Genomic DNA, 24,889 nt, shown 5'->3' with positions numbered 1-24,889 from the left:
GGCCTGCCCGTCCTCATGCGTGATCCGGAAGGAGCAATCAGTTCTGCTTCGTCCAGCTGTAGGCATTCCAGGTGATGCCGGTCTGCGTCGGGTTCAGTTCCACGCCCTCGAGCTTGGAGGAGTACCCGATGATGTCGGCGTTCGCGTAGAGCACCACGTTGTACTGGGTCTCGGCGAGGCGCTGCTCGAGCTCGGTCTTCAGTTCGGGCACCTTGTCGGCGTCCGTGGTGGTCGCGATCTCGGTCCAGAGGCGGTCGACCTCCTCGTCGGCGTAGCCGCCGAAGTTCTGCTCGCCACCGGAGACGTAGATCGACTGGCCGGAGGCGACGAGTCCGGATCCGGACCAGCCGAACAGGACGGCGTCCCAGGCGCCGGGCTGCGAGAGCTTGGCGCTCCACTCGGCCTCGGGCTGCGGGACGATCTCGAAGCCGGCCTTGTCGCAGGAGTCCTTGATCAGGGCCACCATGTCGGCGCGGAGCTGGCTCGTGGCGGCGTACATGAGGCTGACCTTGACGGGCTCGGTCTTGCCGGCCTCGGTCAGGAGCTCCTTGGCGCCGTCGATGTCGGCGGTGCCGTCACCCTGGGCTGCGGGAGCGCCCTCGAGGACCGTCTCGTAGTCGGGCTGACCGGGCTGGTATTCGCGCAGGTTCATGACCGTTCCCTCGGGATCGATCGGGGTCACGAACTTGTCGACCATGTCGGCGCGGGGGACGCATGCGTTGAACGCCTGGCGTACCTTGACGTCCTCGAAGACGGCGCCGGGGCGCTGGTCGAGGTCGACGTGCGAGAAGGTAAGCGAGGTCCCGGCGTCCACCGTGACGGTCTCACCGATCTGCTCAAGGGCGGCCTTGGTGTCGACCGAGGGGCTCGAGGGGTCGATCACGTCGACGTCGCCGTTCTGGAGCGCCTGGACGGCCTCCTCGTCGGCGATCGTCTTGAAGACGATGGTGTCGGTCTTGCCGGCGCGCTCCTCGCCCCAGTACTCGTCGTTCTTGACGAGGGTGAGGGTGCCGTTCGTGGCGTTGTCCAGCTTGTACGGGCCGGAGGAGGGCAGCAGGGCCGTGTCGGGGAGGGTCGGCAGGTCCGCCTCGTAGTCCCAGCCCGTGTTCCAGAACTCGGCGACCGGCGTGAGCGCGGCGACGTCCTTGTTCTTGAGGGCGTCGACCAGCGCGGCGCCGTCACCCTCGGTGGACAGCCCGCCCTGCTCCGCGGCGATGTGCGCGGGCATGAAGACCCCGCCGGTCAGGAGGGCTTCCCAGTCGGCGTACGGCTCGTCGAACACGAGCTCGAACTCCTTGTCGCCGGGCTCGCCCTCGATCATCTTCGTCTGGGCGAAGCCGTTGGTCGAGGCCGCCAGGAAGAGATCGGACTCCGCGCCCGACTCCGGGTCGGTGACACCGCTGGGGGTCGTCCCCGAGTAGGCCGACCAGGCGAGCAGCACGTCGTCGTAGTCGATGGGCACGCCGTCGGACCAGACAGCATCTTCGTCGATGGTGTACTTGATCGTCAGCGGGTCGTCGCTGGTCTTCTCGTAGGTGCCGAAGTCGGGGTTGGCCTCGAGTTCCCCGGCCGCCGTGAAGGCCGCGAAGCCGCTCGAGGTGAGGTTGTCGACGTAGCCGTTGTACACGGAGTTCGTGGCCGCGGTGTTGCCGTTGTAGCCCGTGGGCGCCTGGCTGATCGCGATGTTGATCGTCGAGGCGAGGTTCTCCGCGGCACCTTCCGATGCGGGGGTCTCGGCCGTTCCGCCCGCCGATCCACAGGCGCTCAGCATGAGCGCTCCGATGGACAGTGCGGCGAGCGTCATAGTGCGCTTATTACGCATTGAATAGTCCTTACTGTGCTTGGCGCGAGGGGCGAAGGGGCGCCCCACGAGGCGGATTGCTGCAGTGACGGCAATCACACTCGGACAGCATAGCGAAGGATCGTTGCCCCCGGACACTCAGTGAACCTTTGATAACCCATTTGTTACCTCGCTGAAATATAAGGTCTCTGAGCAATCAAAAAGCCCCGGGGAACGGCGTGTCCCCGGGGCTCCGCAGGCCGCCGGTGCCCTATTCTGGCGCCTACTCCGGCGCCGGCACTTCGAGCCACTGGAACCAGCCGCGGTGCAGGACGAGCCACGCCACGAGTCCGTAGCCCGCCTGGCCGGGAGTGCCGCCGTTGGAGGCGAGGTCGTGCCGCCACTGCTCGTGCGCGAGCAGGGGCGTGAAGGTGTCGACGAAGACATGCTTGCGGCGCGTCGTTACGTCGCCGAACGCGGCGGACAGATCCGCGAGGCGGCGGTTGCGTTCGGCGTCGAGGCCCGGCGGGGGCCCGACGACGAGCACCTTCACGCTCATCTGCGAGGCGCCGTCGAGGATGTTCGCCAGGTTCAGGCGGCTCCGTGCCGTGGACAGGTCGAGGTCGAGATCCCGGTCGGACAGGCCGATCACGAGGCGGTTCTCGAAGCCGGCCTCGAAGCGGCGGCCGACCTCCTGCAGCCAGCGGTTCGCGAGGGCCTCGGTGCCCTCGCCGGGTGCCGGGAGGCTGTATGCCTCCACGCTCGCGCTGTCCGGACGGGTCCGCGCCATCACACGCCCGAACCACCCCAGAGCGCGCGGATCACCGAGCCCCGCGAGGAGTTCGTCGCCCACTGCTGCTAGCCGGATTCTGCGTTGTTCCACTGGTCCCTCGGTGTGCTGGTCGTCGAAAAGGAGCAGGGCACCCGGAACGGCGCGCGGCCGTTCGTGCCCTTAAAGACATCAGGTGGGGCCTCGGGCCCCACCTGACATCATACTGATGGCTTACTACTGGCCTGCCACTGGCCTGCCACCGACCTGCTACTGGTCAGCCTCTGACCTGCCACTGGCCTGCCATAGACCTACTGCTGCCGGCCGAACGCCTTCTTGATGAGGAGTTCCTGCTCGATGGCGTGGTTCTTCGCAGAACCGGTGGCCGTCGAGGCCGACGCCGGACGCGAGGCCAGGCGGACGGGCCGGTCCAGCTCCTGCGGGAGGTTCAGGCCGATGAACGGCCAGGGCCCCTGGTTCGCCGGCTCGTCCTGCGCCCAGACGATCTCCGCGTCGGGATACGTGGCGAGTGCAGCCCTGATCTCGTCCACGGGGAGCGGGTACAGCTGCTCCACGCGCACGATGGCGGTCCGGGTGTCGTCGAGCTTCTGGCGCGTGGACAGGAGGTCGTAGTACAGGCGGCCGGACACGAGGATCACGCGCTCGACGTCGCTGCCCGAGGTCCCGAGCGTGTCGGGGATGACCGGACGGAACGTGCCCTGCGTGAAGTCCTCGACGGGGCTCGCCGCCGCCTTCAGGCGCAGCAGCTGCTTGGGCGTGAAGATGACCAGCGGCTTCCGCGGACGCGTGTACGCGTGCCGCCGCAGCAGGTGGAAGTGCGACGCGGCCGAGCTCGGGTTGGCCACGACCATGTTCTCCTCGGCGCACATCTGCAGGAAGCGCTCGATCCGGGCGGAGGAGTGGTCGGGGCCCTGGCCCTCGTAGCCGTGGGGCAGCATCAGGACGAGGGAGGAGCGCTGGCCCCACTTCTGCTCCGCGGAGCTGATGAACTCGTCGATGATGGTCTGCGCGCCGTTGACGAAGTCGCCGAACTGCGCCTCCCAGATCACCAGGGCGTCCGGGCGCTCCACGGAGTAGCCGTACTCGAACCCCATGGCCGCGTACTCGCTGAGCAGGGAGTCGTAGACCCAGAACTTCGCCTGGTCCGTGCTGAGGTCGTCGAGCGGCAGCCACTCGTGGCCGGTCGCGCGGTCGTGGAACACCGCGTGGCGCTGCACGAAGGTCCCGCGGCGCGAGTCCTGGCCGGCGAGCCGCACGGGCACGCCCTCCATGAGCAGGGACCCGAACGCGGCGATCTCGCCGAAGCCCCAGTCGATGCCGCCCTCGCGGGACATCTGCTCGCGCTTCTCGAGCAGGGCCTTGAGCTTCGGGTGGACCGTGAAGCCCTCGGGGATCGAGGTGTGGGCCGCACCGATGTGCGCGAGCGTCTCGGCGCTGATCGCCGTCTGCGGCGCGTCGCCGCGTCCGCCGTCCGCCTGCTGCGCGTAGGGGCGTTCGAGGTCGGACACCGCCTGCGGGTCACGCGTGACGACGGGGATCGGCGAGGTCTGCGCCGCGTGCGTCTCGGCGAAGACGCGCTCGAGGCGCTCCTGGTAGTCGCGCAGGGCCTGCTCGGCCTCCTCCTGCGTGATGTCGCCGCGGCCGATCAGGGCCTCGGTGTAGAGCTTCCGGACGGAGCGCTTGGCCTCGATGAGGTTGTACATCATGGGCTGCGTCATCGAGGGGTCGTCGCCCTCGTTGTGGCCGCGCCGGCGGTAGCAGACCATGTCGATGACGACGTCCTTGTTGAACCGCTGGCGGAACTGGTACGCCATCTGGGCCACGCGGACCACGGCCTCCGGATCGTCGCCGTTGACGTGGAACACCGGTGCCTGGACCATCTTCGCGACGTCCGTGGAGTACACGGAGGAGCGCGAGGACGTGGGACTCGTGGTGAAGCCGACCTGGTTGTTCACGATGACGTGGATGGTGCCACCCGTGCGGTAGCCGCGCAGCTGCGAGAGGTTGAGCGTCTCCGCCACCACGCCCTGCCCGGCGAACGCCGCATCGCCGTGGATGAGGATCGGCAGCACCGGGAAGGTGTCGCCCTGGTCGAGGAGGTCCTGCTTGGCGCGGACGATGCCCTCGAGCACGGGATCCACGGCCTCGAGGTGGGACGGGTTCGCGGCGAGGTAGACCTTGGTCTCGTTGCCGGCGTCGGACGTGAACGTGCCCTCGGTGCCGAGGTGGTACTTGACGTCGCCGGAGCCCTGCACGGAGCGGGGGTCCTGGGTGCCTTCGAACTCGCGGAACACCTGGGCGTAGGTCTTGCCGGCGATGTTCGTGAGGACGTTCAGGCGGCCGCGGTGGGCCATGCCGATCGCGACCTCGTCGAGCCCGTCGTCGGCCGCACCGGAGATCACGGCGTCGAGCAGCGGGATCAGCGATTCGCCGCCCTCCAGGGAGAAGCGCTTCTGGCCGACGAACTTCGTCTGCAGGAACGTCTCGAAGGCCTCCGCGGAGTTGAGCTTGTGCAGGATGCGCAGCTGCTCCTCGCGGCTCGGCTTGGAGTAGGGGTGTTCCAGCTCGTCCTGGAACCACTGCCGCTCGGCGGGGTCCTGGAGGTGCATGTACTCGATGCCGGTGGTGCGGCAGTAGGCGTCGCGCAGGACGCCGAGCATGTCGCGGAACTTGAGCATCGGCTGCCCGCCGAAGCCACCGGTGGGCCACTCGCGGTCGAGGTCCCACAGCGTGAGGCCGTGCGTGCGGATGTCGAGGTCGGCGTGCTTGCGCTGGACGTACTCGAGCGGGTTCGTGTCCGCCATGAGGTGCCCGCGGACGCGGTACGCGTGGATGAGCTGCTGGATCCGGGCGACCTTGTTGATCTGGTCCACCGGGTCGACCTGGATGTCGGCGCTCCAGCGCACGGGCTCGTAGGGGATCCGCAGCGACTCGAAGATCTCGTCGTAGAAGCCCTGCTCACCCAGCAGCAGCTGGTGGATGATACGCAGGAACTCGCCGCTGCCGGCACCCTGGATGACGCGGTGGTCATAGGTGGAGGTCAGCGTGATGGTCTTGCTGATCGCGTGCTTGGCGAGCGTCTTCTCGCTCGAGCCCTGGAACTCCGCGGGGTACTCGAGGGCGCCGGCGCCGATGATGCAGGCCTGTCCCTTGGAGAGGCGGGGCACGGAGTGGACCGTCCCGATGCCGCCCGGGTTGGTCAGGGACACCGTGGTGCCGGCGTAGTCGTCCGCGCCGAGCTTGCCCGCACGGGCCTTCTTCACGAGGTCCTCGTAGGCGTGCCAGAACTCCGAGAAGTTCATGGTCTCGGCCTTCTTGATGTTCGGCACCACGAGCGAGCGCGTGCCGTCGGGCTTCGGCATGTCGATGGCCAGGCCGAAGTTCACGTGCGCCGGCTGGATCGCGGAGGGCTTGCCGTCGACGACGTCGTAGTAGACGTTCTGCGACGGGAACTGGGCGAGGGCGCGGATGATCGCGTAGCCGATCAGGTGCGTGAAGGAGACTTTGCCGCCCCGGGCGCGGGCGAGGTTGCTGTTGATGACCACGCGGTTGTCGATGAGCAGCTTCGCCGGGATGGCGCGGACACTCGTGGCCGTGGGGACGCTGAGGCTGGCCTCCATGTTGGTGGAGATCGCCTTGGCGGGACCGCGCAGCACGCTGACGCGGTTCTCCTCCATCTCGCCGTTGCGGTCGGAGGCCGGCAGCTGGGCCGGGATGGGCTTCGCGGCGGGCTTCTCCTCGCGCGAGCTCTCGGCCTTCTTCGCCGGTGCGGGCTCCTTCGCCACGGGCGGCGTGCCGTCCTGCTGGGTGCTGGCCGGGCTCTCACCCGATGCCTTGGGTGCCGGGGCCTCGGTCTTCACGACCGGCAGTTCCTTCGTGGGGGGCGTCGGGGTGGCGGCGGAGGTGCCGTTGCCCCCGGGCGCGGCCGGAGGGGCGGCGGGTGCTGCAGGAGCGGCGCCTGCGGGCCGGTCCGCTGCCGAGCTGCGTCCGTTCGGCGCCTTCTCCGCGTCGAACGAATCGAAGAGGTCCCACCACTTCCGGTCGACCGAGTGGCGGTCCTTTTGGAACTGTTCGTAGAGTTCATCAACGAGCCACTCGTTCCCGCCGAATTCTTCAGGCAGGCGATGGCTGGTTTGTTCTGGCACTTGGTATACGCCTCTTCCGTAAGTTGCCCTGAGCGCGATGCGGGCGGCACGATCGGCCGAGAAGCCGCGTCTGAACCCTGTCCAAGTGTAGTGACAGGAGTAGGCAACGGCCAATCAGGCGTGTCGTGCGGAGGCGCGCCGTGCGATACTGCGCGCGGCGCGCGGATGTGCCCGGACGCGGACGACGCACTAGACTCTTTGCGGCTGTCCATCAGGCGGCCCGTCCGGCCGTCGACGCAGGGAGCACCGTGCGCTTCATCACCCCGCCCACCACAGACCTCACCTACTCGGACGTGTTCCTCGTCCCGAGTGCCTCCGAGGTCATCTCCCGCTTCGACGTGGATCTCTCCTCCGACGACGGCACGGGGACCACGATCCCGCTGGTCGTCGCGAACATGACGGCGGTCACCGGCCGGCGCATGGTCGAGACGGTCGCCCGGCGCGGGGGGATCGGCGTGCTCCCGCAGGACGTGCCGGTCGAGGTGATCGCCGAGGTCACCTCGTGGGTCAAGGACCGCCACCCCGTCTTCGAGACGCCGCTGAAGCTCCAGCCGGGCAACACCGTGATCGACGCCCTCCACCTCATGCACAAGCGGGCCCACGGGGCCGTCCTCGTCGTCGACGAGGCCGGCGCCTGCGTGGGCGTGGTGAACGCGGCCGACTGCGAGGAGGTGGACCGCTTCGCCTCGCTCGAGTCCGTGATGCGGGCGGCGCCCGCGCCGTTCGAGGCGTCCCTGTTCGACGACGAGCCGGCCGTGGCGCTGCAGAAGGCCTTCGAGGACCTCGACGGTGCGCGCATCGCCCTTGCACCCGTGGTGCGCGACGGCGTGCTGCAGGGTGTCATCACCCGCACCGGTGCGCTCCGCTCGACGATCTACGACCCCGCCCTCGACGCCGCGGGCAGGCTCCGCGTCGCGGCGGCGGTCGGCATCAACGGCGACGTCGAGGCGAAGGCCTCGGCCCTGCTCGAGGCGGGCGTCGACGTCCTCGTCGTCGACACCGCCCACGGCCACCAGCGGAAGATGCTCGACGCCCTCGCCGTCGTGCGAGGCCTGGACCCGAAGGTCCCCATCGTGGCCGGCAACGTGGTGAGCGCCGACGGGGTGCGCGACCTCGTGGCCGCGGGCGCGTCCATCGTCAAGGTCGGCGTCGGCCCCGGCGCCATGTGCACCACGCGCATGATGACCGCGGTCGGACGCCCGCAGTTCTCCGCCGTCCACGAGTGCGCGCAGGCCGCGGCCGAGCTGGGTGCACACGTGTGGGCCGACGGCGGTGTCCGCTACCCGCGCGATGTCGCGCTCGCCCTCGCCGCAGGCGCCAGCCAGGTCATGATCGGCTCCTGGTTCGCCGGGACCTACGAGAGCCCGGGCGACCTGCAGACGGACAGCAACGGCCGCCGCTACAAGGAGAGCTTCGGCATGGCGTCGGCCCGCGCGGTGCAGAACCGGACGCGGCGCGACGACGTCTTCGCGCGGGCACGGAAGGGCCTGTTCGAGGAGGGCATCTCCACGTCGAAGATGTACCTGGATCCCGCCCGCCCCGGCGTGGAGGACCTGCTCGACCTGATCACCGCCGGCGTGCGCAGCTCCATGACCTATGCGGGCGCCGTCTCGCTGGCCGAGTTCCGCGAGCGTGCGGTGGTCGGCGTGCAGTCGGCGGCGGGGTACGAGGAGGGGCGCCCGCTCCAGCAGAGCTGGTAGGGCCCCCGAGGGGGCACGGTTCCGCCCGCGGAGAAAGTCCTCGGTCACGGGCGAGCCCGAGCCGGTAAACTGGGCCTCCTTATGGACAGTCCTTCCAGGGGCCGGCTCGATGCCGGCATCCCCTCACCTCTTGCCCATGCGTTGCCCGGAACCGATGCGGAGCGCTCTGTCGACGCCGGTTCGGACGCGGCCCTCCCCGACGCGGCGGACCCCCTCAGACGCGGACCGCTGCACCCCCTGCCCGTGCTGATCGGGGAGGGGAAATAAGCGGTGGAGTGGATCTACCTGGTCGTCGGCCTGCTCCTCGTCCTCGGGACGGGGTTCTTCGTGGCCGTCGAGTTCGCCCTCGTCGCACTCGACCAGACCTACGTGCAGCGCGCGGTGGACGACGGCGATACGAAGGCCGAGCCGCTGCTGCGGTGCCTGAAGTCGCTGTCCACGCAGCTGTCGAGCTGCCAGCTCGGCATCACCCTCACCACGCTGCTCACCGGGTACGTCATGGAGCCCTCCGTGGGGAAGCTCCTCGAGGGGCCGCTGGCCGATCTCGGCCTGTCGGAGGCCCTCGTCGCCTCGACCTCGATCATCATCGCGATGATCCTGGCGACGCTGCTCTCCATGCTCATCGGGGAGCTCGTCCCCAAGAACCTGTCCATCGCGCTGCCCTTCCGGGTGGGCAAGGCGCTCGCCCGCCCGCAGCTCGTCTTCACCGCCGTCTTCAAGCCGGCCATCATCGTGCTCAACGGTTTCTCCAACCGGATCCTCAACATCTTCGGCCTGGAGGCCAAGGAGGAGATCTCCGGGGCCAGGACGCCGTCGGAGCTCTCATCGCTCGTGCGCCGCTCGGCGGAGATGGGCACCCTGGACCAGGGGACGGCGAACTTCCTGGCGCGGACCTTCAGCTTCTCGGAGCGGACGGCCGCCGACGTCATGACCCCGCGCATCCGCATGGAGGTCATCGATTCCGAGCAGACCGTGGCCGACGTCGTCGAGGCGGCGCGGCGCACCGGCTTCTCCCGCTTCCCCCTCATCGGCGATTCCGCCGACGACATCCGCGGCGTGGTGCACGTCAAGAAGGCCGTCGCCGTGCCGCGCCACAAGCGCGCCGACCTCCCGGCCGGCACCATCATGACCGACGTGCTCCGCGTGCCCGAGACCGTGCACCTGGACTCCCTCCTCAGCGAGCTCCGCGAGGCCAACCTCCAGCTCGCCGTCGTGCTGGACGAGTACGGCGGCACGGCCGGCGTGGCGACCCTCGAGGACCTCGTGGAGGAGATCGTCGGCGAGGTCAAGGACGAGCACGACAAGCTGAAGCCCGGCGTGCTGCAGAGCGCGGCGGGGGACTGGTTCTTCCCCGGCCTCCTGCGCCCGGACGAGGTCACCCTGCAGATCCCCGGCCTCGTGGTGCCCGACGAGGCCGGGTACGAGACCGTGGCCGGCTTCATCATGGCCGAGCTCGGGCGCGTCGCCGCCCCGGGCGACCGCGTCGAGGTGCCCGAGGGCACCCTCACCGTGGAGCGGATGGACGGACGGCGCATCGACCGCGTCCACTTCCGCCCCGCGCCCGTCCCCGCCGGTGACGCGCCCGACGAGGCCGTGGTCCCCGAGCACCAGTCCGTGCCGCTGGGGACGGGCTCGCACGACACCGCCCCGCGCCCCGGCGCCCGCCCTGCCCTCGCGGGCAGCACCGCCGTCAGGAAGGCCGACCGATGAGCGACTGGGCAGGAATCGTCTGGCTCGTGGTCCTCCTGATGGGCAACGCGTTCTTCGTCGGCTCGGAGTTCGCCATCATGTCGGCGCGCCGGAGCCAGATCGAGCCGCTGGCCGAGGCTGGGTCGAAGCGCGCCCGGACCACCATCTGGGCCATGGAGCACGTCTCCCTCATGCTCGCCTGCTCGCAGCTGGGCATCACCGTCTGCTCCCTGCTGATCCTGCAGGTTGCCGAACCGGCCATCCACCACCTGTTCGTGGTGCCGTTCGAGGCCGTCGGCATCCCCGAGGGCCTCGCGGACGGGGTCGCGTTCGCGCTGGCGCTGGTCCTCGTGACCTTCCTGCACGTGACGTTCGGCGAGATGGTGCCGAAGAACATCTCGGTCTCCGTGGCCGACAAGGCGGCGCTCCTCCTGGCCCCGCCGCTCGTGATGGTCGCGCGGGTGGTCAACCCGGTGATCTCGACACTCAACTGGACCGCGAACCACATCCTCCGGGCCCTCAAGGTGGAGCCGAAGGACGAGGTGTCCTCGACGTACACGCTCGAGGAGGTCCAGTCAATCGTGGAGGAGTCCACGAGGAGCGGACTCGTGGACGACGAGTCCGGCCTGATCACCAGCGCCCTCGAGTTCTCCGGCCAGACGGCCGAGACGACGATGGTGCCCCTCGAGGAACTGGTCACCGTCCGCACCGACGCGACCCCCGAGGACTTCGAGCGGGCCGTGGGCCGCACCGGGTTCTCCCGGTTCGTCATGGTGGACGACTCCGGTAACCTCACGGGCTACATGCACCTGAAGGACGTCATGTCCATGCCGCAGGCCATGTACCGGCGCCCCATCACGGAGAACAAGGTGCGCACGCTCGTGAACCTGTCGCTCAGCGACGAGATCGAGGACGCGCTCGCCGTGATGCAGCGGACGGGGTCGCACCTCGCGCGTGTCCTCGGACCCGACGGTTCCACGCGGGGCGTGCTCTTCCTCGAGGACGTGATCGAGCAGCTCATCGGCGAGATCCGGGACGCCACCCAGAACCAGGGCGTCCGGCGGACCGGGGAGGGCGCAGGCGGCGCGGAGGCGCCGGTCCGCTGACACGGGTCCCCGCGCCAGCAATGCGAACCGTTCGCGTCTAGGCTATGCTCGATCTCCTAACGTAAACAGTTCTCATTAGCCAGATCGAGGTCCCATGCGCCTGTCCCGCCGTCTCGCCGTTCCCGCCCTCCTGGCCGCCTCCGCCGTCGGGCTCGCCGCCTGCGGTGACGGCGGCTCGGGGGCGCAGGCCGCGGACGCTGCCGGCGACGGGGCGCTCAGCATCGTCACCGCCACCAACGTGTACGGGGACATCGCCTCGGCCGTGGGCGGCGACGACGTCGAGGTGACGGCGATCGTCGACAGCCTCAGCCAGGATCCCCACTCGTACGAGGCAACCGTGCAGGACAAGCTGTCCGTCTCCGAGGCGGATCTCGTCATCGAGAACGGGGGCGGCTACGACGTCTTCCTCGGCCGCCTCGCCGAGGAGACGGGCGTTGAAGCGGTACTCAGCGCCGTCGAGCTCTCCGGCCTCGAGGAGGGTCACTCCGAGGAGGGACACTCCGAGGAGGCGTCCGGCGAGGCGCACGACGACGCGGCCGGCGAGGACGGCCATGGGCACGGCGCCTTCAACGAGCACGTCTGGTACGACCTGCCCGCCATGACGGCCCTCGCCGACGCCATCGCGGGGGAACTCGGCCGGCTGGACGAGGCGAACGCCGACGCGTACCAGGAGCGGGCCGATGCCTTCACCGCAGAACTGCAGGCCATCCAGGACCGCCTGGCCGCACTGGCTGCGGACGGACCCGGCGGCCGGGTCGCCGTCACCGAGCCGGTCCCCGCGTACCTGCTCGAGGACGCGGGCCTCACCGACGCCACCCCCGAGGAGTTCACCGAGGCCATCGAGGAGGAATCGGAGGTCCCCGTCGCGGTCCTCGAGGACATGAAGTCGCTCGTGACCGGCGGGACGCTCGCCTTCCTCGCCTACAACGACCAGACCGAGGGATCGCAGACCGAGGCGGTGCGCTCGGCCGCCGAGGGCGCGGGCCTGCCCGTGCTCGTCTTCACCGAGACGCTGCCCGACGGCGAGGACTACGTTTCCTGGATGAGCGCCAACACCGATAGCATCGAGGCGGCGCTCGGCTCGTGAGTTCACGCTCGGCGCTCTCGGCGTCCGGTCCCGGTGCGCCCCCGACGGACTGGGAGCCGCTCCGCATGACCTCGACGACCCCGCGCTCCGCGCAGTCCCCGGACGGCACGGGCCCGGCGATCAGCCTGCGCGGCGCGGCACTCTCCTTCGGCCGGCGCACGCTGTGGGAGGGCCTCGACCTCGACATCATGCCCGGTGAGTTCTTCGCCGTCCTCGGACCGAACGGATCGGGCAAGACCAGCTTCCTGAAGGTGCTGCTCGGGCTGCAGCCGCTCGACACGGGGACCGCGACGATCAACGGCCGACCGATCACGCGCGGCAGCCGCGACCTCGGCTACATCCCGCAGCAGAAATCCTTCCCGCCCGAGACACCGCTGCGCGCGCGCGACCTGGTGGGACTCGGCGTGGACGGCCACCGGTGGGGGCTGCGGCTGCACGGGCGGGCGTACCGCGAGCGCGTGGACGGCCTCCTGCAGGACGTCGGCGCCGCGTCCTACGCCGACGCCCCCGTGGGGCTCCTCTCCGGCGGTGAGCAGCAGCGGCTGCGGGCCGCGCAGGCCCTGGCCACCGACCCGACCGTCCTCCTGTGCGACGAGCCCCTGCTGTCGCTCGACCTGAACCACCAGCAGGCCGTGAGCTCGCTCATCAACCGGCAGTGCCACGAGAAGAACAGCGCCGTGGTCTTCGTGACGCACGAGATCAATCCCGTCATCGACTACGTGGACCGCGTCCTCTACCTCGCCGACGGACGGTTCCGGGTCGGGGCGCCCGCGGAGGTCATGACGAGCGAGGTCCTCTCCGACCTCTACGACAGCCCCGTCGAGGTGCTGCACAGCAACGGCCGGATCGTCGTCGTGGGCCTGCCCGACGCCACCACCCACCACCACGAGAGCGCGTGAGCATGGACTTCTCCGGGATCGTGGAGGCGATCTTCACCTTCGACAACTACGCCCAGCTGCTCCCGCTGGTGCAGAACTCCCTCATCGCCGGAGCCGTCCTCGGCCTGCTGGGCGGACTCATCGGGACCTTCGTGATGATGCGTGACCTCGCCTTCGCGGTGCACGGCATCGCGGAGCTCTCGTTCGCCGGGGCGGCATTCGCGCTGCTCGTCGGGGCCAATGTCGTGGCCGGCTCGCTCGTGGGATCGGTGCTCGCGGCGCTGGTGCTCGGGTTCATGGGGATCCGGGCACGCGACCGCAACTCGATCATCGGTGTGGTCATGCCGTTCGGCCTCGGGCTCGGCATCCTGTTCCTCGCGCTCTACGAGGGGCGCGCCGCCAACAAGTTCGGCCTCCTCACCGGGCAGATCGTCTCGGTGGACGACGTGCAGCTGAACCTGCTCGTGGGGTGCGCCGCCGTCGTCATCGTCGCCCTCGCCGCCATCTGGCGCCCCCTGACCTTCGCCAGCGCGGACGCCGACCTCGCCGAGGCGCGCGGCGTGCCCGTGCGCGGGCTCTCGATCCTCTTCATGGTCCTGCTGGGGATCTCGGTGGCCCTGTCCATCCAGGTGGTCGGTGCCCTGCTGGTGCTGGCCCTGCTCATCACCCCCGCGGCGGCGGCCCTCAAGGTCACCTCGGCGCCGGGACTCGTGGTCCTGCTGAGCGTGCTGTTCGCGTGTACGTCGGTGGTGGGCGGCATCCTCCTCGCGCTGGGCGGACGCATCCCGATCAGCCCCTATGTCACCACGATCTCCTTCGTGATCTACCTGCTGTGCCGGGTGGTCGGTTCACGCCGGGCGGCGGCTCGATCGCGCACGGAGGGCCTCCCGCAGGGTGTGGCGGCGCGGGCCTAGGGCTCCGGGGGCCGGTCCGCCTGCTCGACCGCGTCGGTCAGGGCCTGTTCCATGCTGCGCAGGAAACGCGTGACCGTCTCGGTCTCCGCGTCGGTGAGGCGGTCGGCCGCGACGAGGACCCCGCGCTTCTCGACGTCGAAGGCGGCGCGGAACTCCTCGGTCGCCTTCTCGCCGGGCTCGATGATCACGGCGCGGCGGTCCACGGGATGACGCCGGCGGCGGATGAACCCGGCCCTCTCGAGCCTGTCGATCACGAGGGTGGTGGACGCGCTCGAGATCCCGAGGGCCAGCGCGAGCTCCTTCGGGCTCGCCCCTTCCTCGCGCTGCCAGACCGAGAGCAGATAGCGCAGCGCGCTCAGGTCCGTCTCGTTGACGCTGAGCTGCCGGCTGAGGCGCCGGCGCAGGTCGTTCTCCAGGGTGCGGTACGCACGCAAAGCGTTGAGGACGTCGACGCCGGTGGCGCCCCGGTCGGCCGGCGGCGCGGACGCGTCAGCGCCGCCCGGCGGGTACCAGTAGCCCGCTCCCTGCTGCGCATCCGAGGACTTCATGTCTTTAGCTTAGATCATCTAGTAGTCAATCCCTCTAGCTACCGTCCGGATTACTCCGAACCCGGCGGCACAGCGTCCTGCGATGCGGCCGCGCCGGGCTCCACCGGGAACCGGAGACCCGACACCGCACGCCCCAGGTCGCCGAGGAACCGATGGATCACGGCGCTCTCCGCGGGGGAGAGCGCGTTCACGGCAGCCATCATGCGTTCGTGCAGGGTCCCCATGGTGGCGCGGACCTCCTCGTCCGTCGCGACGGTGGGCCAGATCTCGACGGCCCGCCGGTCGGTGGCACTCGGGCGGCGCTCGGCGTGGCCGCTCTTCGCCAGGCGGTCGACGAGGACCGTCGTCGCCGCCGTCGAGATGCCGAGCTCCCGCGCGAGGGCCGCGGCGGTCAGCGGCGTGCCCGCCTGCCCGGCGCGGAGCAGGAGGCGCAGCGCCGTCATGTCCGACCGTCCGAGGTGCATGGAGTCCCTGCTCCGGCCGCGCATCGCGATCTCCGCGGTCCGGTAGCGCCGCACGGCGTCGATCAGTTCCTCGAGGCGCTCCGCACCGGGACCGGCGGCCTGCCGGTCCGCTGTCGGGACCGCGGCGGGAGGGACGCGGGGATCGGGGGGTGGCACAGGAATCAGCGTAGTCGAGGACGGCCGCCGTCGTCCCCGGACGGAGGCCATATCGCCGCGCACGGCGGATGGGGTAGGCACTCGCGGCGGCACATCAGGACCGGCGGGCCGATGCCGAGCACTCCGGGCACAGCCCGTGGATCTCGACCGTGTGTGCGGTATCGGTGAAGCCGTGCTCGGCCGCGATGCGCGCGGCCCACTGCTCGACGGCGGGAGCCTCGATCTCCACGGCCCGGCCGCAGTTCCTGCACAGCAGGTGATGGTGGTGGTGCTCGACGGCGCATCGGCGGTAGACGGCCTCGTTGTCGCCGCTGCGCAGTACGTCCACGAGGCCGTCGTCGGCCATGGACTGCAGGATCCTGTACGTCGTCGCCAGCGAGACCGACTCGCCGCGGTCGTGGAGCAGCCGATGGAGCTCCTGGGTGCTGACGAAGTCGTCGAGGTCGTCGAGGGCGGCACTGACCGCACGGCGCTGGCGCGTGACGCGCTGCGCGCCTCCCGTTCCCGCCGTTCCCACTGTTCCCACCGTGGGCCCTGCCTCGGATGTCGCCTCAGGCGTCATGTTCCAACCTTCCCGAGGGCACCGGACGTGCCCTGGACCAGGGTCAAGATTATCAGCGTGGCCGCGGGTAGTCTGGGCGCATGCTGCTGACCAAGTTCTCGCACTCGTGCGTGCGTCTCGAGCAGGACGGCTCCGTGCTCGTCATCGATCCGGGGTCCTTCTCGGAGGTCGAGGAGGCCCTCGAGGGCGCTGCGGCGATCCTCGTCACGCACGAGCACCCCGACCACATCGATCTGGACCGGGTGGTCGCCGTGCTCGCGGCGGACCGTTCCCTGCACCTCTGGGCTCCGTCCGGTGTCGCCGATGCCGTGACCCGGGGCCTCGGTGACGCCGCGGGCGACCGGATCCACGCCGTCGCCGGTGGCGAGGAGTTCTCCGCCGCCGGCTTCGACGTCCGGACGTTCGGCGGACAGCACGCGCTGATCCATCCCCTCATCCCGATGATCGCCAACGTGGGCTTCCTCGTCCGGGGAGCCGGGGGATCCGGGGGAGCCGGGGGATCGGTCTACCACCCGGGCGACTCCTTCGTGGTCCCCGACGGCACCGACGTCGGGACGCTGCTCGTCCCCGTCCACGCGCCCTGGTCGAAGCTCGCGGAGGTGGTGGACTTCGTGGCCTCCGTGCGTGCGCCCCGTGCGTTCCAGATCCACGACGCACTGCTGAACGAGACCGGGCTCGGCATGGTCGAGGGCCACGTCACCCGGCTCGGTGGGCGCTACGGGACCGCGTTCCGCCACCTGGGGGTCCGCGAGGGCGTCGAGGTCTGACGGGCGCCACCCGGACGCCCCGGGTCCTTGGTGCCCGGACCGGCGTGTGGTGGACTGGCCTGCATCAGGGCCGGCCGCGGTGACCGCCGCAGTCCGGCCGCCCGTCCCGACAGGAGATCTCGATGAAGACTCTGATGGATGTGCAGGAACTGCAGGAGCGGATGACCTCCGGCCGGCAGACCATCCTGCTCGACGTGCGCTGGTCCCTGGGCGACCCCCACGGCCACGAGCACTACCGCGCAGCCCACATACCCGGCGCCGTGTACGTGGACATGGAGACCCAGCTCTGTTCCCCCGGCGGTCCGGGCCTCGGCCGCCACCCGCTGCCCACGGCCGAGGCGCTGCAGGAGGCCGCCCGCCAGTGGGGCCTGAACGACGGCGACGTCGTGGTCGCCTACGACGACTCGGGGAACCTCGCGGCCGCCCGCCTGTGGTGGCTCCTGCGTGACGCCGGCGTTCCGTCGGTCAGCCTGCTCGACGGCGGCCTGACGGCGTGGCGCGCCGCCGGGTTCGACGTCGAGGGCGGGGAGGAGCGCCACTGCGTGGGCTCCGTGCACCTCACCCCGGGCCACATGCCGGTCGTCTCGGTCCCGGACGTCCTCGACGGATCGGCGGTCGACGTCCTGCTCGACGCCCGCGCAGGCGAGCGTTTCCGGGGCGAGCAGGAGCCCGTGGATCCGCAGGCCGGCCACATCCCCGGCGCCGTCAGTGCCCCGACGGCGGACAATCTCGCGGCGGACCGGCGCTTCCGCACCGCCGACGAACTCCGGCGCCGTTTCGGGGCCCTCGGGGCCGACCGCGGACGCGTCGCGGTCTACTGCGGCTCCGGCATCACGGCAGCCCACGAGATCGCAGCCCTGGACATCGCGGGCATCGACGCCTCGCTGTTCCCGGGCTCGTGGTCGCAGTGGTCCACGACGCCGGGCCTCCCGGTCGTGACGGGCGCCTGACCCGGTGCAGGGGCGGTCCGACGGCACCCCGTCGCTGGTCCGCCCCGGGTTGCTCGGGTAGCGTCGGGGCATGACCCCAGGACGCCCCGTGCCACCGCCCCTGCACGGCCGCGTGACACTGCCCGACGCGTCGCCGCACGCCGGCGCCCGACCAGCCGCAACCCCAGGAGGCACGATGCCCACGCTGTTCACGAGGATCATCGACGGCGAGATCCCGGGCCGGTTCGTCTGGCAGGACGACGACGTCGTCGCGTTCCTGACCATCGCCCCGATCACGCCGGGACACACGCTCGTGGTGCCCCGCCGGGAGATCGAGCACTGGCTCGAGGCCGACACCGACACCCTGGCCACCGTGATGGCAGTCGCGCAGACGATCGGCCGGGCGCAGGAGAAGGCCTTCGGGGCGCGACGCGTGGGGGTCCTGCTCGAGGGCTACGAGGTGCCCCACCTCCACGTCCACGTCTGGCCCACGCAGTCGCCGCAGGACTTCGACGTCCGGCGCGTCGACCACGACCCCGACCCGGACGCGATGGACCGCGTCGCCGACGCCCTGCGCACCGCCCTCCGGGAGGCGGGGCACGGCGCCCACGTCCCGGGGTAGGCGGGCCCACGGCGGTCCGGCCGCCCTACCCGCGTTCCTACCGCGTTCCTACCGCGTCCCTACCGCGTCGCTGCCAGCGCCTCGTTGAGGGCGGTCCGCACGCGCTTCTCGGACACCGAGTACGCCGTCCCGAGGTCCTGCGCGAACAGGCTCACGCGCAGCTCCTCGATCATCCAGCGCACGCGCCGGAGCGCGGCGGGGCGGTGACGCCCCGCGGCGAGGGACGCCACGGCGTCGTCGTACTCGTCCTCGAGCCGCTGGATCACCGCGGTGGCGAGACCGTCGCGCTGCACGTTCGTGGGCAGCTTCTCCAGCCTGACCTCGATGGCCTTCAGGTACCGGGGGAGGTGCGCCAGCTGCGCGTAGCCCGTCGCCGCGACGAACCCGGGGTACACGAGGTGCTCGAGCTGGCTCCGGACGTCGTTCAGGGCCGTGATGAGCGCGAGGCTCGTGGTGCCCTTGAGCTGCTTCTGGATCCGGCGGTTGCTGGACAGCACGCGCTCGACAGTCGCGGTCACCGTGAACACGGTGTCGATCAGCTCGGCGCGGACGTTCTCGTACAGCCGGTCGAAGGCCTCCCCGGTCCAGGGCAGCTCCTCGGGCACGAGCTTGTCGATCGCCGCGAGCGAGCAGTCCCTGATCAGCTCCGCGACGCTGCCGTGCGGGTTCTGGCTGAAGGTGAGCTTCTCGGTGTTGCTGAGGTGCTCGAGGACGTACTTCGCCGGGCTCGGGATGCGCAGCGCCAGGAGCCGGATGACACCCGCGCGCATGACCGTGGCCTGCTGGCCGGCGTCGGGGAAGACCTTCAGGCCCACGGAGGTGCCCTCGTCCACGATGGCGGGGAAGCCCGTGATCCGGTGTCCGGCGACGGTGCGGGACACCTCACGCTCGACGGCACCGAAGACCCAGGTCTTCTCTCCCGTGCGTTCGGCGACGGCCGGTGCCTCGGCGACGGCGATCCCGCCGCGGGAGGCAGGAGCCGCGCCGGAGCGCCCGCCCGTCCGGGGTGCGTCGGCGGGGGCGCCGGCTGCGGGCGCACCGCGGCCGCCCCGCCCGGAGGCGGGCCGTCCCTCGTCGCGTCCGGCGGGGCCTGTGCCGCCGCCGCGGCCGCCCCGGCCGGGTCCTCCCGAGGGCCGCGTGCTGCCGGGCGTGGCGCCGAGGGACTGCGCGATGGCACGGCTGACCGCGGGCGCGAGCGACTCCTTGAGCGCCTCGAGGTCCCGCGACTCGTCGAGCACCCGCCCGCCGGCGTCGACGATGCGGAACATCATCAGCAGGTGCTGCGGGACGGCCGACCAGTTCCACGAGCCCGGCGGGATGACGTGCCCGCGCAGGCGGCGCAGCGCGAGTTCGAGCGACGCCTCGAGATCGTCCTCGGCGGGGTCGAAGTCGGCGGCGAGCGCGGCGACGGCGGCCCGGGCGACGTCCGGCGCGGGCACGAAGTTCTTCCGGACCTGCTTGGGCAGGGACTTGATGAGCGCGGTGACCAGTTCCACGCGCTGGCCGGGGATCTGCCAGCGGAACGGCTTCGGCTCGAGCTGGTTGAGGAACAGCACCGGGATGGTGACGGTCACGCCGTCGTGCGCCTCGGGGGTGAGGGGCGAGAACTCGTACGTCAGCGGCAGCTCGAAGCCCGCCTGGTGCCAGACGCTCGGGAACGCCGCCTCGTCGAGTTCCGCCGCGTCCTCGCTGAGCAGCTGCTCCGGGTCGAAGTCGAGCAGGTCGGGATGGTCCTGGCGGGCCTGCTTCCACCAGGAGTCGAAGTGCCGTTCCGAGACGACGTCGGGGCCGATGCGCTGGTCGTAGAACTCGAAGAGCGTCTCGTCGTCGACCCGCAGGTCACGCCGGCGCAACCGGTTCTCGAGCTCCTCCACCTCGGCGAGGCGGGCCTGGTTGCGGCTGAAGAAGGTGTGGTGCGTCTTCCAGTCGCCCTCCACGAGGGCGTGCCGGATGAACAGCTCGCGGGCCACGTCCCGGTCGATCCGCCCGTAGTTGATGCGGCGCTGGGGCACGATCGGCACGCCGTAGAGCGTGACCTTCTCGTAGGCCATGACCGAGCCCATCTTCCTCGACCAGTGCGGCTCGCTGTAGGTGCGCTTCACGAGGTGCGGCGCCACCTGTTCGGCCCACAGGGGGTCGATGCGGGCGACCACCCGGGCCCACAGCCGCGAGGTCTCCACCAGTTCGGCGGCCATGACCCAGTCGGGCGACTTCTTGAACAGCGCCGACCCGGGGAAGACCGCGAACCGGGTCCCGCGGGCACCGGCGTACTCGCGCTTGCGCTGGTCGTAGAGGCCGATGTTGCTGAGCAGGCCGGAGAGCAGGCTGACATGGATCTGCTCGTGCAGGCCCACGGGGTCAACGGGTCCGGCGGGCAGCGTGATGCCGAGCGGCTTCGCGAGCTGGCGCAGCTGCTGGAAGAGGTCCTGCCACTCCCGCACACGCAGGTAGTTGATGAACTCCGCCTTGCAGAGCTTCCGGAACTGCGTCGAGGACAGCTCGTCCTGCTTCTCCTGCAGGTAGCGCCACAGGTTGAGGTAGGCCGTGAAGTCGGAGTTCTCGTCGACGAAGCGCTTGTGCTTCTCCGCGGCCTGCTGCTGCTTCGCCGGCTGGTCGGCCGAGGGCCGCTCGCGGGGGTCCTGGATGGTCAGTGCGGCCGCGAGGACCATGACCTCCTTGACGGCGCCGCGCGAGCCGGCCTCGACGATCATGCGTCCCAGCCGGGGGTCCACGGGGAGCTGCGCGAGCTTGCGTCCGACGGCGGAGAGCCCGCCGTCGTCCTTCAGCGCGCCGAGCTCGCGCAGCAGGGCCACGCCGTCGTTGATGGCCTTGGTCTCGGGAGGTTCCACGAACGGGAACTCCGCGATGTCCTTGGGGCTGCGCGTGACGCCCATGGCGGCCATCTGCAGGATGACCGCGGCGAGGCTCGTGCGGAGGATCTCCGGCTCGGTGAACGGCCGGCGGGACTCGAAGTCCTCCTCCGAGTAGAGACGGATCGCGATGCCGTTGGAGACGCGGCCGCTGCGGCCCGACCGCTGGTTCGCGGACGCCTGCGAGACGCGCTCGATCGGCAGGCGCTGCACCTTCGTGCGGTGGGAGTAGCGCGAGATGCGGGCGGTCCCCGTGTCGATCACGTACTTGATACCGGGTACGGTCAGCGACGTCTCGGCGACGTTCGTGGCCAGCACGATGCGGCGGTGGTTGCCCGTGGGGCGGAAGACGCGGTGCTGCTCCTCGAGGGACAGGCGCGCGAACAGGGGCAGCACCTCGGTGCCGCGCAGGCGCGTGGTGGACTGGATCCTCGCCCGGAGCGCGTCCGCGGCGTCGCGGATCTCGCGCTCGCCGGAGAAGAAGACGAGGATGTCGCCCGGCGCCTCGAGGGACAGTTCGTCCACGGCGTCGCAGACGGCGTCCAGGGGGTCGCGTTCCTCCTCGAGCTCGCTGTCCGCACCGCCGTCGCCGTCGTCGATCCCGCCCGGCAGCTGGTCGAGCGGCCGGTAGCGGATCTCCACCGGATAGGTGCGCCCCGAGACCTCGATGATCGGTGCGGGGGAGGTGTCCGCGACGGCGGCGTCGGCGGCGAAGTGCGCGGCGAACCGCTCGGGGTCGATGGTGGCCGAGGTGATGATGACCTTCAGGTCCGGCCGCTCGGGCAGGATCCGCCGGAGGTAGCCGAGGATGAAGTCGATGTTCAGGCTGCGCTCGTGCGCCTCGTCGATGATGATGGTGCTGTACTTGCGCAGCATCCGGTCGTGCTGGATCTCGGCGAGCAGGATGCCGTCCGTCATGAGCTTGATCTTGGTCTTCCGGCCCACCGAGCCAGTGAAGCGGACCTGGTAGCCCACCTCCTCGCCGAGCGGGACCTGCAGCTCCTCGGCGATGCGCTCGGCCACGGTGCGGGCAGCGAGGCGCCGCGGCTGGGTGTGGCCGATCAGGCCGCGCTCCGCCAGGCCGAGCTCGAGGCACATCTTGGGGATCTGCGTCGTCTTCCCGGACCCGGTCTCGCCGGCGATGATGGTGACCTGGTTGGCCGCGATCGCGGCCATGATGTCGGCCCGGCGTTCCGAGACAGGGAGGTCCGCGGGGTAGGAGATTGTCAGTGTCATGGTTGCCTGCCAGTCTAGTTGCTCGTGCCGGACCGCAGGCGGGCGTTCACTGAGGGCTGGGCTCCGGCCCGGCGGCGTCGTCCGGGCGGGCGGGCGCCCCTGCGGAGCGGCGCAGGCGGTCGGCGACGACGACGGCGCGCTCGCGCATCGCCGCCGGCTCGAGCACCTCGAAGTCCACGTCCCAGCTCGCCAGGTAGGCGAGGGGGAAGTCGAGCGAGTCGAAGCCGGCCCGCAGCAGCGTGGCGTGCTCGCCGTCCGCCTCGAGGGTCCCCGTGGTCGAGGGCACCCGCGACTCCAGCTCGTGCAGGGGCGCGTGGAAGCGGATGACGGCGTCGTAGGAGAACGGTGAACGCGTGATGGACTCCTGCACGTAGGCGGCGAGGTCCGGAGCCGGCAGGGGGCGGGGCGCGAAGCGGTCGCGGGCCACCGGGACGCTGTGGCAGCGGTCCACGCGGAAGGTCCGCCAGTCCTCCCGCGAGCGGTCGAACGCCACGAGGTACCAGCGCCGTCCCGTGTCCACGAGGCGGTACGGCTCCACGATGCGCCGGGAGGACTCGCCGTCGTGCCGTTCGTAGCGGAAGGCCACGCAGCGGTGCTCGGTGATGGCCGCCGAGAACGCCGTCAGGACCTCGGGGTTCACGGGCGTGCTCACCGCCGCCATGCGGGTCACCGCGGAGCGGAGGCCGGAGAAGCGGGGGCGGAGGCGGGCCGGGAGCACCTGCTCCAGTTTCGTGAGGGCCCGGACGGACGCCTCGCCGACGCCGGAGACGGGGCTCGCCGTGACCGCCGTGAGGCCGATCGCGACGGCGAGCGCCTCGTCGTCGTCGAGCAGCAGCGGTGGGAGCTGGGCGCCGGCGCCGAGCTGGTAGCCGCCGGCCACGCCGGGCGAGGCATTGATGGGATACCCCAGCGTGCGCAGCTTGCCGATGTCCCGCCGGACCGTCCGCTCGGTCACCTCCATGCGCTGCGCGAGGGCCGGTCCGGTCCACTCACGCCTCAGCTGGAGGAGCGAGAGGAGCTGCAGGAGGCGTGCCGACGTCTCGATCATGGTCCAACGGTACGGTCGATCGCGGACGGGAACGGTCCGCTATCGCGGACCGGTTCCGGGCTCGCGCGGCACCCGGTCGTGGTCCGCTGTCGACAGCGTGAAGATCCCGTAGCGCATCGCACCGGTGCGGTAGGCCAGGATCATGCGGGGCAGGATGAGGAGGGAGATGCGGCTGCGGGCGACACGGCGGGCCTCGCGGTCGACGAGCACGGCCTTCACGAGCCGGGCGGCGCAGATCGTCCACGTGCGGGCGACGCGGCGGCTGACGTCCTCGTAGTCCGTGACCGTGAAGCCCGCCGCCACCGCCATCGCCTCGTAGTCCTCGCGCGTGCCCATCGACGGCAGCCGTCCGTCCCGGCAGATCGGTTCGAGCAGGTGGCGTACCTTCCATGCGCGGGCATCGGTCTCGGCGAGCCACGCGCAGATGACGAAGCGGCCACCGGGGACCAGCACGCGGTGCGCCTCGGCGAAGAACGCGGGCTTGTCGACCATGTGTTCGCTCGACTCGATCGCCCAGGCGGCGTCGGCCGAGGCATCGGGCAGCCCGTTGACGAGCCAGTCGCGCACGTGGACGTCCACGCCGGGTACCGGGTGCGCGGCGGCGTAGCGGGCCTGTTCCGCGGAGAGGGTCAGACCCGTGACGCGGACCCCGTGGGTGGCCGCGAGCAGCCGTGCGGTGGAGCCGTAGCCGCAGCCGATGTCGACGCACGCCTCGCCCGGCGTGAGGCGCAGCCGCTCGCCGACCGCTTGGCTCAGCGCCTCGACCGCCTGGGTGGACGTCTCGCGACCCGTCGTCCACAGCCCGTGATGGACATGCTCGCCCCACACGCCGCGATAGATCGGGTCGAGGCCGTCGTAGTGGTCCGCGACCGCTGCGGCGTCCTGGGAGATGGCGGGGACGATCACGCCATCACGCTACAGCGGCGCCGCGTGCCCCGGTAGGGGTCCCGCGCGCCGATCGGTCCGGCTCGCGGACGGAGGACCCGGGTCGACGGCGGGAGGGCCCCGTCCGGCCTGCCCGAGGGGCCCCCGCCCTACGCGCGTCCCCGTCCCACCAGCCAGAGCACCCAGCAGCAGAACCCCGCTACTCCTCCGACCACCACCGGGAGGCTCGAGCCGGCATCGCCCAGCAGCAGTGCGAGCAGGGCCACGGGCTGCGCGACGAGCTGGATGCGGAGGAAGGCGCGCGCGAGCCCACGCAACGCACCCACACTGATCCACCCGCGGAGGGGGAGGTGGGCGAGCAGGAGGTAGAGCACGAACACCGCGTGGAGCCCGGCGACGAAGACCGGGAGCCAGGGTGAGCCGGCGGGCAGATTCACCGCATACGCCACCACGAGCAGCATCAGGGACACGAACGCGAAACCGATCGACGGGAGCACCGCCGCGCCGACCGCCACCAGGACGGGCACCGCGATCCAGGCGGAGCCGTCCCACACCACGGCCCCGAGCAGGACGGCCAGCAGCGCCGTCGCGCCCCGCACCACGGCCAGCGGGACGAGCCCGCCCCGGTCGGGGACGGCGCGGTCCGCCGCACCAGGCCGCCCCGCACCAGGCACCCCCGCACCAAACCGCCCCCCAGAACCGCCGGCCGGGCG

General features: G+C 70.9%; 19 protein-coding genes. 9 read left to right on the top strand and 10 right to left on the bottom strand.

Annotated features, from left to right (window positions below; genetic code table 11):
• Positions 1-37 precede the first annotated feature (37 nt).
• The 3 genes from V6S67_RS11765 to V6S67_RS11755 form a co-directional block, all read right to left on the bottom strand.
• Positions 38-1,822, bottom strand: coding sequence for an ABC transporter family substrate-binding protein (locus V6S67_RS11765; protein WP_334210418.1), 1,785 nt, complete (start codon positions 1,820-1,822; stop codon positions 38-40).
• 241 nt (positions 1,823-2,063) lie between these two features.
• Entirely contained in the window at positions 2,064-2,663 is a 600-nt protein-coding gene (locus tag V6S67_RS11760) for a GDSL-type esterase/lipase family protein (protein ID WP_104049646.1), read from the bottom strand.
• 197 nt (positions 2,664-2,860) lie between these two features.
• Positions 2,861-6,715, bottom strand: coding sequence for a multifunctional oxoglutarate decarboxylase/oxoglutarate dehydrogenase thiamine pyrophosphate-binding subunit/dihydrolipoyllysine-residue succinyltransferase subunit (locus tag V6S67_RS11755; RefSeq protein WP_334210417.1), 3,855 nt, complete (start codon positions 6,713-6,715; stop codon positions 2,861-2,863).
• Positions 6,716-6,963: 248 nt separating this feature from the next.
• Between V6S67_RS11755 and V6S67_RS11750 the strand changes: the two genes are divergently transcribed.
• The 6 genes from V6S67_RS11750 to V6S67_RS11725 all read left to right on the top strand — a co-directional run bounded on the left by V6S67_RS11750 (position 6,964) and on the right by V6S67_RS11725 (position 14,089).
• Positions 6,964-8,415, top strand: coding sequence for a GuaB1 family IMP dehydrogenase-related protein (locus tag V6S67_RS11750; protein WP_334210416.1), 1,452 nt, complete (start codon positions 6,964-6,966; stop codon positions 8,413-8,415).
• A gap of 270 nt (positions 8,416-8,685) precedes the next feature.
• Positions 8,686-10,125 (top strand): hemolysin family protein, encoded by a 1,440-nt coding sequence (locus tag V6S67_RS11745; RefSeq protein ID WP_334210415.1) that lies wholly within the window; start codon positions 8,686-8,688, stop codon positions 10,123-10,125.
• Positions 10,122-11,210: a hemolysin family protein gene (locus tag V6S67_RS11740; RefSeq protein WP_334210414.1), complete on the top strand. Its 1,089-nt coding sequence runs from the start codon at positions 10,122-10,124 to the stop codon at positions 11,208-11,210. The genes V6S67_RS11745 and V6S67_RS11740 overlap by 4 nt, the downstream gene beginning before the upstream one ends.
• Before the next feature lie 94 nt (positions 11,211-11,304).
• A complete protein-coding gene (locus V6S67_RS11735) occupies positions 11,305-12,297 on the top strand; it encodes a metal ABC transporter solute-binding protein, Zn/Mn family (protein ID WP_334210413.1) in 993 nt (330 codons plus the stop codon).
• Between the two features lie 65 nt (positions 12,298-12,362).
• Positions 12,363-13,196: a metal ABC transporter ATP-binding protein gene (locus V6S67_RS11730; RefSeq protein WP_334211586.1), complete on the top strand. Its 834-nt coding sequence runs from the start codon at positions 12,363-12,365 to the stop codon at positions 13,194-13,196.
• Between the two features lie 2 nt (positions 13,197-13,198).
• Positions 13,199-14,089: a metal ABC transporter permease gene (locus tag V6S67_RS11725; protein ID WP_334210412.1), complete on the top strand. Its 891-nt coding sequence runs from the start codon at positions 13,199-13,201 to the stop codon at positions 14,087-14,089.
• Here V6S67_RS11725 and V6S67_RS11720 read toward each other — a convergent pair.
• From V6S67_RS11720 to V6S67_RS11710, 3 genes are all read right to left on the bottom strand, one after another.
• Entirely contained in the window at positions 14,086-14,637 is a 552-nt protein-coding gene (locus V6S67_RS11720) for a MarR family winged helix-turn-helix transcriptional regulator (RefSeq protein WP_334210411.1), read from the bottom strand. The genes V6S67_RS11725 and V6S67_RS11720 overlap by 4 nt on opposite strands.
• 50 nt (positions 14,638-14,687) lie before the next feature.
• Positions 14,688-15,257, bottom strand: a complete 570-nt coding sequence (locus V6S67_RS11715) for a MarR family winged helix-turn-helix transcriptional regulator (protein WP_334210410.1) — start codon at positions 15,255-15,257, stop codon at positions 14,688-14,690.
• A gap of 94 nt (positions 15,258-15,351) precedes the next feature.
• Entirely contained in the window at positions 15,352-15,819 is a 468-nt protein-coding gene (locus V6S67_RS11710; protein ID WP_334210409.1) for a Fur family transcriptional regulator, read from the bottom strand.
• An 80-nt stretch (positions 15,820-15,899) separates the two neighbouring features.
• Between V6S67_RS11710 and V6S67_RS11705 the strand changes: the two genes are divergently transcribed.
• From V6S67_RS11705 to V6S67_RS11695, 3 genes are all read left to right on the top strand, one after another.
• Positions 15,900-16,586, top strand: a complete 687-nt coding sequence (locus tag V6S67_RS11705) for an MBL fold metallo-hydrolase (protein WP_334210408.1) — start codon at positions 15,900-15,902, stop codon at positions 16,584-16,586.
• Between the two features lie 122 nt (positions 16,587-16,708).
• Complete coding sequence (locus tag V6S67_RS11700) at positions 16,709-17,536, top strand: sulfurtransferase (protein ID WP_334210407.1); 828 nt, start codon at positions 16,709-16,711, stop codon at positions 17,534-17,536.
• 175 nt (positions 17,537-17,711) lie between these two features.
• Positions 17,712-18,137: an HIT family protein gene (locus V6S67_RS11695; RefSeq protein ID WP_334211585.1), complete on the top strand. Its 426-nt coding sequence runs from the start codon at positions 17,712-17,714 to the stop codon at positions 18,135-18,137.
• A gap of 59 nt (positions 18,138-18,196) precedes the next feature.
• Here V6S67_RS11695 and hrpA read toward each other — a convergent pair whose 3' ends face one another.
• The 4 genes from hrpA to V6S67_RS11675 all read right to left on the bottom strand — a co-directional run bounded on the left by hrpA (position 18,197) and on the right by V6S67_RS11675 (position 24,850).
• Positions 18,197-22,243 carry an ATP-dependent RNA helicase HrpA gene (gene hrpA / locus V6S67_RS11690; RefSeq protein WP_334210406.1) on the bottom strand — a complete coding sequence of 1,349 codons (4,047 nt, stop codon included), beginning with the start codon at positions 22,241-22,243 and terminating at the stop codon, positions 18,197-18,199.
• Positions 22,244-22,289: 46 nt separating this feature from the next.
• Positions 22,290-23,291 carry a helix-turn-helix transcriptional regulator gene (locus V6S67_RS11685; RefSeq protein WP_334210405.1) on the bottom strand — a complete coding sequence of 334 codons (1,002 nt, stop codon included), beginning with the start codon at positions 23,289-23,291 and terminating at the stop codon, positions 22,290-22,292.
• A gap of 39 nt (positions 23,292-23,330) precedes the next feature.
• The gene (locus V6S67_RS11680; RefSeq protein WP_334210404.1) at positions 23,331-24,197 is read right to left on the bottom strand and encodes a class I SAM-dependent methyltransferase; all 867 of its coding nucleotides are present in this window, start codon (positions 24,195-24,197) and stop codon (positions 23,331-23,333) included.
• A gap of 128 nt (positions 24,198-24,325) precedes the next feature.
• The gene (locus V6S67_RS11675) at positions 24,326-24,850 is read right to left on the bottom strand and encodes a hypothetical protein (RefSeq protein ID WP_334210403.1); all 525 of its coding nucleotides are present in this window, start codon (positions 24,848-24,850) and stop codon (positions 24,326-24,328) included.
• Positions 24,851-24,889: the final 39 nt, after the last annotated feature.

The sequence above is a fragment of the Arthrobacter sp. Soc17.1.1.1 genome, assembly GCF_036867195.1.
Lineage (GTDB): Bacteria > Actinomycetota > Actinomycetes > Actinomycetales > Micrococcaceae > Arthrobacter_D.
This window is presented reverse-complemented; position numbering and strand designations above follow the sequence as displayed.

Coding starts and splice junctions, on each gene's coding strand:
- V6S67_RS11730 (WP_334211586.1), top strand. CDS start 12,363: ATGACCTCGACGACCCCGCGCTCCGCGCAGTCCCCGGACGGCACGGGC.
- V6S67_RS11725 (WP_334210412.1), top strand. CDS start 13,199: ATGGACTTCTCCGGGATCGTGGAGGCGATCTTCACCTTCGACAACTAC.
- V6S67_RS11695 (WP_334211585.1), top strand. CDS start 17,712: ATGCCCACGCTGTTCACGAGGATCATCGACGGCGAGATCCCGGGCCGG.
- V6S67_RS11735 (WP_334210413.1), top strand. CDS start 11,305: ATGCGCCTGTCCCGCCGTCTCGCCGTTCCCGCCCTCCTGGCCGCCTCC.
- V6S67_RS11720 (WP_334210411.1), bottom strand. CDS start 14,637: ATGAAGTCCTCGGATGCGCAGCAGGGAGCGGGCTACTGGTACCCGCCG.
- V6S67_RS11700 (WP_334210407.1), top strand. CDS start 16,709: ATGAAGACTCTGATGGATGTGCAGGAACTGCAGGAGCGGATGACCTCC.
- V6S67_RS11710 (WP_334210409.1), bottom strand. CDS start 15,819: ATGACGCCTGAGGCGACATCCGAGGCAGGGCCCACGGTGGGAACAGTG.
- hrpA (WP_334210406.1), bottom strand. CDS start 22,243: ATGACACTGACAATCTCCTACCCCGCGGACCTCCCTGTCTCGGAACGC.
- V6S67_RS11765 (WP_334210418.1), bottom strand. CDS start 1,822: ATGCGTAATAAGCGCACTATGACGCTCGCCGCACTGTCCATCGGAGCG.
- V6S67_RS11740 (WP_334210414.1), top strand. CDS start 10,122: ATGAGCGACTGGGCAGGAATCGTCTGGCTCGTGGTCCTCCTGATGGGC.
- V6S67_RS11705 (WP_334210408.1), top strand. CDS start 15,900: ATGCTGCTGACCAAGTTCTCGCACTCGTGCGTGCGTCTCGAGCAGGAC.
- V6S67_RS11685 (WP_334210405.1), bottom strand. CDS start 23,291: ATGATCGAGACGTCGGCACGCCTCCTGCAGCTCCTCTCGCTCCTCCAG.